The sequence below is a fragment of the Streptomyces bobili genome (genome assembly GCF_002154575.1).
GTDB classification, from domain to species: Bacteria; Actinomycetota; Actinomycetes; order Streptomycetales; family Streptomycetaceae; genus Streptomyces; species Streptomyces bobili.
Genome location: NZ_MUBA01000650.1, coordinates 1 through 7,723 on the forward strand (window position 1 = coordinate 1; position 7,723 = coordinate 7,723).

3 protein-coding genes and 1 pseudogene are annotated in these 7,723 nt (G+C 74.9%); 1 reads left to right on the forward strand and 3 read right to left on the reverse strand.

Features of this window, described 5'->3' with window-relative positions:
* Window positions 1–15: 15 nt before the first annotated feature.
* Entirely contained in the window at window positions 16–3,213 is a 3,198-nt protein-coding gene (locus tag BZL64_RS35545; RefSeq protein ID WP_086773180.1) for a tetratricopeptide repeat protein, read from the reverse strand.
* Window positions 3,214–3,391: 178 nt separating this feature from the next.
* On the opposite strand from BZL64_RS35545, the gene BZL64_RS35550 reads away from it, so the two are divergent.
* Window positions 3,392–5,425, forward strand: a complete 2,034-nt coding sequence (locus BZL64_RS35550) for a thioredoxin domain-containing protein (RefSeq protein ID WP_167396251.1) — start codon at window positions 3,392–3,394, stop codon at window positions 5,423–5,425.
* Between the two features lie 34 nt (window positions 5,426–5,459).
* Here the strand turns inward: BZL64_RS35550 and BZL64_RS35555 are convergent, their stop codons facing one another.
* Together BZL64_RS35555 and BZL64_RS40005 are read right to left on the reverse strand one after the other, a co-directional pair.
* Window positions 5,460–6,158 carry a DUF4232 domain-containing protein gene (locus tag BZL64_RS35555; protein WP_086773182.1) on the reverse strand — a complete coding sequence of 233 codons (699 nt, stop codon included), beginning with the start codon at window positions 6,156–6,158 and terminating at the stop codon, window positions 5,460–5,462.
* 121 nt (window positions 6,159–6,279) lie between these two features.
* Window positions 6,280–7,723 (reverse strand): annotated as a pseudogene (locus tag BZL64_RS40005) (AfsR/SARP family transcriptional regulator); the annotation flags it as partial.

Below are 7,723 nucleotides of genomic sequence, written 5' to 3' on the forward strand. Positions count from 1 at the left end.
CCGCGCCCCCGAGGCTCAGTCCCCCTCCACCGTCACCCCCATCACCTCACGCGCGTGCCTGCCCGGCACCAGGCCCAGGCGCCACGCCTGCCAGCCCGACTCCAGACGCACGCCACGCTCCAGCAGCAGCCCGTACGCCTCCACGGACTCGGTGAGTTTCGTGTCGCGCAGGGGATGAGGAGCGGCGGCCAGCCGGCTCAGTTCCTCCTGGGCCACCGCCGAGCCCACCTCGACACCGCCCGGCGCCGCGTACGGCAGGAGCGTGCAGCGCAGGAAGCGGGCCCAGTCCTCGCCGCGGCGGTCGCCGTACGACGCGAACAGGCCGGCCGCCTCGTCGCACAGGGCCAGCGCCTGCGGGGCACGCGTGTTGCCCGCGTCGACGATCGCGAGCTCCAGACAGGTCCACGCCTCGCCATGGGCGACCCCGATCCGCTGGAAGTCGGCGCGGGCGTCCACCAGAAGCTGGCGCGCGAAGCCGGAGTTGCGCAGCGAGCCCGTCTGCGCCGCCCGCTGGTCCCGCGTCACCCGCGCGGTGTGGTGACGGGCGCAGGCCAGCCCGTACACGTCCCGCATGCGCGAGAACAGGGATCTGGCGCGCTCCAGCCCCCGCACCGCCCGGTCGAGATCGCCCGACTCCTCCAGCGCCAGGCCCAGGTAGTACACGGTCCAGGCCTCGCCGCGAGCGTCCTCGTTGTCATGGTGCCGGGCCGCCGCCTGCCGCAGTCCGTCCGCCGCCGGCGACGCGTCACCGGCGATCAGCCGGGCGCGGGCCAGCTGGGTCAGCGCCCACGCCGTACCCCGCGCGTCACGCGTACGGCCGTACAGCTCCAGGGCCCGGTTCAGGTCGCCCTCCGCGCGCGGGACGTCGCCGCGGCGCAGATGCAGCTGGCCCAGCTGGTAGTGCGCCCACGCCTCACCGTGCAGGGAACCGCCCTCCCGGTGCAGGACGAGGGAGCGGCGCAGCAGGTCCAGGGCCTCGGGCAGCCGCGCCCGGTCCCGCTCCACCGCCGCCAGCGCGTGCATCGTCCACGCCCGGTCCGTCGCCAGCTCGGGCGCGGCCTGGAGGCCGAGGGCCTCCCGCAGCCTGGCTGCCGCCTCCGCCAGCTGACCCTGATGGTGCAGGGTGATACCGAGCGAACACAGGGCCCGCGCGGCGCCCGCGTCGTGGTGCGCCTGCAGATACAGGTCGACGACCGAACTGAGCGTGGTCCGGGCCCGGTCGAGTTCGCCGAGCTGACGGGCCGCGATGCCGGTACGCCACTGCACCGACCGGACCAGCAGATCCTGGTCCACGGACTGGGCCAGCTCACTGATCTCGCCGAGCCGGTAGAGGTCGCCGCGCAGCAGGCAGTAGTCGCACAGGGCCCCCAGCAGGCTCTGTACGGCGGCCTGGTCGACGCCGTCCGCGTGCCGCAGGGTCGCGGTGATGAAGCTCGACTCGTCGTCCAGCCAGCGCAGCGCCTCGTCGAGGGAGGTGAAGCCGTGCGGGGTGAAGCGGTCCGAGCGGGTCGACATGTTGCCGTCGACCAGGCGCAGCACCGAGTCGGCCAGCTCGGCGTAGCTGACGATGAGGCGTTCCTGGGCGGCCGTACGCTCGGCGGGTTCCTCCTCGTCGACGAGGCGGGCCTGCGCGAAGGCGCGCACCAGGTCGTGCAGGCGGTAGCGGTCGCCGCGGACGTGGTCGACGAGGCCCGCCCGCGTCAGCGCCGTCAGATGACGGACCGCCTCGGCGCGGTCGGTCGCCAGCAGGGCCGCCGCGGCGGCGGCGCCGAGTGAGGCACGGCCGGCCAGCGCCAGCCGCCGCAGCAGCCGGCGGGTCCCGTCCGGCTGGTCGGTGTAGCGCAGCCACAGGGCGCGTTCGACCGGGTCCACCGGGCCGTACGATCCGAGGTCCGCGGCCAGCCGGCGCGGGGAGCGCGGGCCCAGCGAGGAGCCGGCCACCCGCAGCGCCAGCGGCAGCCCGCCGCACAACTCCCTGATCAGGTCGGACGACGCGGCGTCGTACGGCCCCGAACTGTCCTGCGCCGCCGCGCCGAGCAGTTCCTCCGCGCCCGCCGCCTCCAAGGGCCGTACCGGCAGCTCGTGCACCTCGGCGGACAGGTCGGCGGGGAGACTCAGCGGGGCCCGCGCGGTGACCAGGACCAGGCTGTCGGAACGTTCGGGGACGAGCGCGCGGACCTGTTCGGGGTCGGAGGCGTCGTCCAGGATCACCGTGACGGGCAGGCCCGTCAGATGCTGGTGATACAGCTCGGAGAGCCGCTTGACCTGCTGCTCCGGGGAGGAACGCTCACGGAACAGCAGCTGTTCGCGCGGCGCGCCGAGCCGGTTCAGCAGATGCAGCAGTGCGTCCCGGGTGGACAGCGGTGTCTCCCGGCCGCTGTCGCCCCGCAGATCGACCACGCACGCGCCGCGGAACTGGTCACGGAGATCGTGCGCGGCCCGCACCGCGAGCGTGCTGCGGCCACTGCCGGGCGGGCCGTGCAGGACGACCACCGTCGGCAGGGTCCGGCTACCGGCCCGGCCCGCCTGCACCCACTGCCGGATCCGCCCCAGCTCCTGCCGCCGCCCCGCGAACGGCCCCGTAGGCTCCGGCAGTTGACCGTACGACTGCTCCAGCACGGTCCGCCCGCGGGCCGCCGCGCTCTTGTCCGCGCCGCGCAACCGGGGCCCCGGCCGCTTCGGCCCGGTCGTGGCGCTCAGCACCCGCTGCTGGTCGAGGAACGGGCGGATCCCCCGTACCTCCAGGGCCGTCAGCCACTGCAGCCGCAACTGCTCGGGGCCGCCGGGCTGTCCGACCGCGCCCGCGCGGTGATGCGCGGCCGGCAGATGCGTGCCGGCCACCTTCACCACGGTCGACACCGCACCGACGACCCCGACGGCGACGCCCGCGCCGAGCGCGACCCCCGGCCCGGTCCCCAGCGCCAGGTCGGCGACGGCGGTCGCCACCGCCGCGACGCCCGCCACCAGCAGCGGAGTCCCGCCCCCTTCACGCGCGTACCGCTGCCCGAAGCTGACCTTCCCGGCGTCCGCCTCCTCCAGGGCCCGCGTGTACGCCTCGTACTCCTCGGCGGCCGTCCGCGCCAGCGCGTCCAGCGCGCCCCGGGCCCTCGTCATCAGCACCTGCCGGTCGGCACGGCCACCCGAACGCCGCACCTCCTCCTCCACGGCCCGTACCAACAGCCGCTCGGCTTCCACCCGATGGCTGGTCCGCATGTCGTCCCCCTCCGGCGGCCACGGCGTTCCTTGGTCAAGTGTGCTGCGGCAGCCGCACGGGCGCGAGGGTGCGAACCGTGCGGGATGTGAGGGCACAGGTCACCGGGCACGGCGTGCGGCCCACGGGCCGGGAGACGCCTGACGCGTTGCGGGCCGGGTCCTGCGGCAGGATGGACCCATGGCGAACCGACTGGCCCATGAGACGTCCCCGTACCTGCTCCAGCACGCCGACAACCCGGTCGACTGGTGGCCCTGGTCGACGGAGGCGTTCGAGGAGGCGCGCCGACGGGGGGTTCCGGTGCTGCTCAGCGTCGGTTACTCGAGCTGCCACTGGTGCCATGTGATGGCGCACGAGTCCTTCGAGGACGAGGCCACCGCCGGCTACCTCAACGAGCACTTCGTCAGCGTCAAGGTCGACCGGGAGGAGCGGCCCGACGTCGACGCCGTGTACATGGAGGCCGTGCAGGCCGCCACCGGGCAGGGTGGCTGGCCGATGACCGTGTTCCTCACGCCGGACGCCGAACCGTTCTACTTCGGTACGTACTTCCCGCCCGTGCCCCGGCAGGGCATGCCGTCCTTCCGGCAGGTGCTGGAGGGAGTGCGGCAGGCCTGGGGGGAGCGGCGGGACGAGGTGGCCGAGGTGGCCGGGAAGATCGTGCGGGACCTCGCCGGGCGCGAGATCTCCTACGGCGACAGCCTGGCGCCCGGTGAGGAGCAGCTCGCGCAGGCGCTGCTGGGGCTGACGCGGGAGTACGACCCGCAGCGGGGCGGGTTCGGCGGGGCGCCGAAGTTCCCGCCGTCCATGGTGATCGAGTTCCTGCTGCGCCACCACGCCCGCACCGGGGCCGACGGCGCCCTCCAGATGGCGCGGGACACCTGCGAGCGGATGGCCCGCGGCGGGATCTACGACCAGCTCGGCGGCGGTTTCGCGCGGTACGCCGTGGACCGCGACTGGATCGTGCCGCACTTCGAGAAGATGCTGTACGACAACGCGCTGCTCTGCCGCGTGTACGCCCACCTGTGGCGGTCCACCGGGTCGGAGCAGGCGCGGCGGGTCGCGCTGGAGACCGCCGACTTCATGGTGCGGGAACTGCGCACCGCCGAGGGCGGGTTCGCCTCCGCGCTGGACGCCGACAGTGACGACGGGACCGGGCGGCACGTCGAGGGGGCGTACTACGTGTGGACGCCCGAGCAGCTCACCGAGGCGCTCGGTGCCGAGGACGCGGCGCTCGCCGCCGCCTACTTCGGGGTGACCGAGGAAGGCACCTTCGAGGAGGGTGCGTCCGTGCTGCAACTGCCGCAGCAGGACGTCGTGTTCGACGCCGAGAGGATCGCGTCGGTCAAGGCGCGGCTGCTGGCCGTGCGCGCGGAGCGGCCCGCACCCGGCCGGGACGACAAGGTCGTCGCCGCCTGGAACGGCCTCGCCGTCGCCGCGCTCGCCGAGACCGGCGCCTACTTCGACCGGCCCGACCTGGTGGACGCGGCCGTCGCCGCCGCCGACCTCCTCGTCCGGCTGCACCTCGACGACCAGGCGCGGCTCTCCCGGACCAGCAAGGACGGCAAGGCCGGCGCGAACGCGGGCGTCCTGGAGGACTACGCCGACGTGGCCGAGGGCTTCCTCGCGCTGGCCGGGGTGACGGGCGAGGGGGTGTGGCTGGACTTCGCCGGGTTCCTCCTCGACCACGTCCTCGCGCGGTTCACCGACCCGGAGTCCGGGTCGCTGTACGACACGGCGTCCGACGCCGAGCAGCTCATCCGGCGTCCGCAGGACCCGACCGACAACGCGGTGCCCTCCGGGTGGTCGGCGGCGGCCGGGGCGCTGCTGTCGTACGCCGCCCACACCGGTTCGCAGCCGCACCGCTCCGCGGCGGAGAAGGCGTTGGGCGTCGTGAAGGCGCTCGGCCCGCGGGTGCCGCGGTTCATCGGGTGGGGGCTGGCCGCCGCCGAGGCGCTGCTCGACGGGCCGCGCGAAGTGGCCGTCGTCGGCCCGGCGCTGGACGATCCCGCCACTCGGGAGCTGCATCGCGCCGCGCTGCTGGCGACCGCGCCGGGAGCGGTGGTCGCCTGCGGGACGCCGGACAGTGAGGAGTTCCCGCTGCTCGCGGACCGGGTCCTGGTGGGCGGGGCGCCGACCGCGTACGTGTGCCGGGGCTTCGTGTGCGACCTGCCGGTGACGGACGTGGACGCCCTGCGGGAGAAGGTCACGCCGTGAGGTGAGGGGCGGGCGTCCCGGCCGGCCGCGGCGCTCAGAAGTCGAACGGCTTGGCGGTGTTCCAATTGGTGACGGCGAGGTCGGGGCCGGAGGTGACGCTGTTCTTCAGCTTCTGCGTCACCAGGTTCCCGGAGTCCGGCTCGGTGTCGCCGGTGTCCATGGCGATGCGGACCAGGTCCCAGGAGTCGCCGCCCTGCTTCGTCGGGTCGAGGACGATGGCCGAGTAGGCCTTCTTGCCGCTGCTCAGGACGACGCGCTGGGCGGCGGTGTCGTCGCTGGAATGCGGGACGGTGCCGTTCATCTCGCCCGGCGTGACGATCGGGATGCCCTTGAGGACGCACGCGGGGCCCGTGGTGGTGGCCGTGATGAGGAGGTGCGCGGACTCGGTGCCCTGCTGCCGCTCCAGGAACGTGAAGTCGAGGTCGTTGGCCTTGCACAGGGCGGTCGTGGCGGCCGTGTCGGCGGAACCGTCCGACGCGCCCGAGCCGCTCGACCCCGTGGAGCCGCCGGCGCCGGACGCCTTCTGGTCGGTGGTCGTCGCGGCGTTCGCGTCCCCCGAGTCGCCGGCCGCGGCACCGGTCGAGCCGGAAGCGGCGTTCGAGGAGGTGCCCGTCGTCTTCGTGCCCGAGGCGCCGTCCTTCGTGGAGTCGCCGTCGCAGGCGGTCAGCGAGAGGGAGAGGGCCGCGGCGGCGGCGAGGGCGAGAACGGTGTTCTTGCGGAGTGCGATACGCATGATGGTGTTTTCCCCGTGATGGCCGGGCTGCTCCCGCTTGGTGGCGGAATGCCCGTGGAGGTGGCTTGTGCGGTCTGGAGACCACATTGCCCGTCGGGGTCGCCGTTTCGTCGCTCCCGCGCTATCGCCTCGTCGCCGTTCCGTCGTCGTACCCCGCGAGCTGGGCGTTCGCCTCCCGCACGCCCTTGTCGAAGCCCCGCGCCACGGCCTCGTCGCGGGCCTGCAGCAGGGTGGTGCGGGCCTGCTCCGGCCGGCCGAGCGCGGACAGCGCGGTGCCCCGTGCGATGCGCAGGGTGATCTGCCGCAGGACGGCCAGGCCTTCGCTGCCGGCGCCGGTGAGGGACAGCCCGCGTTCCGTGCAGGCGAGGACGCCGTGGTGGTCGCCGCGGGCGAGGAGCTGGCCGGCCCGCTGCTCCAGGGCGAGCAGTTCGGTGAGGATGTCGTCCTCGGCGCGGGCCAGTTCGAGGGCGCGCTCGACGTGGCCGAGCGAGGCGTCGCCCACGCCGCTGCGGTCGAGGGCGATGGCGAGGTTGACCAGGGCGGTGGCCTCGCTGCACGGGTCGCCGGCGCGGGCCGCGAGGCCGGGCGCCAGCTCCAGGTGGGCGAGGGCCTCGGGTAGCCGCCCCTCCTCGGTGAGCACCCAGCCGTACAGGGCCCGCACCTTCGACTCGGCGTCCGGGTCGCCGGCCTGTACGGCGGCGGCCAGCCCCTGTTCGAGGAGGGGCGCCCATTCGTCGCGTACGTAGCCGCAGATGTACGGCCACTGGAGCACGACCAGCCGCCACGCCCGCTCGTCGGACCCGGCGGTGCGGGCGGCGGCGGTGGCGGCGGCGAGGTTCTCGCGCTGGGCGGCGTACCAGGCGAACGCGTCGGCGCGGCCGGTGAAGCGGGGGGTGCCGTGGTCGGGGCGCGGGTCGTCGGGAAGGGCGCAGCAGGGCCGGTCGTCGGGTTCGGCGGCGGCCGTGGCGGCGAGTGCGGCGCGGATGTAGTGGTCGAGGAGGCGGGGCAGCAGGTCGGGGTCCGCGCCGTCCTGCCCGGCCTTGTCGGCGAGCCGGCGGGCGTAGAGGCGTACGAGGTCGTGCATCGCGTAGCGGCCGGGGGCGCGTTCGGTGAGCAGGTGGGCGTCGGCGAGGCGGGCGAGGGACTCGGCAGCGGCGGCGGGTGTGGTGGCGGCGATCGCTGCGGCGGCGTAGCGGTCCACCTCGGGTCCTGGCAGTGCGCCGAGGCCGCTGAACAGGTCGGTGGCGTGCCGGGGGAGGGTGCGCAGGGTGAGGTGGAGGGCGGCGGCGACTCCGGTGTCGTCGACCTCCAGGAGGGCCAGTCGGCGCTGTTCGTCGGCGAGTTCGGCGGCCAGGTCGGCGATCGGCGGTCCGGGCCGGGCGGCCAGCCGGGCGGCGGTGACGCGCAGGGCGAGCGGCAGGCCCGCGCAGAGGGCGGCGAGGCGGGCGGCGGCCTCGGGTTCGGCGGCGAGCCGGGCGGCGGTGTCGGCACCGGTCGCGGCGGCGAGCAGGGCGGCGGAGGCGCAGGGGCCGAGGACGTCGAGGCCGATGGTGCGGGCCAGGTCG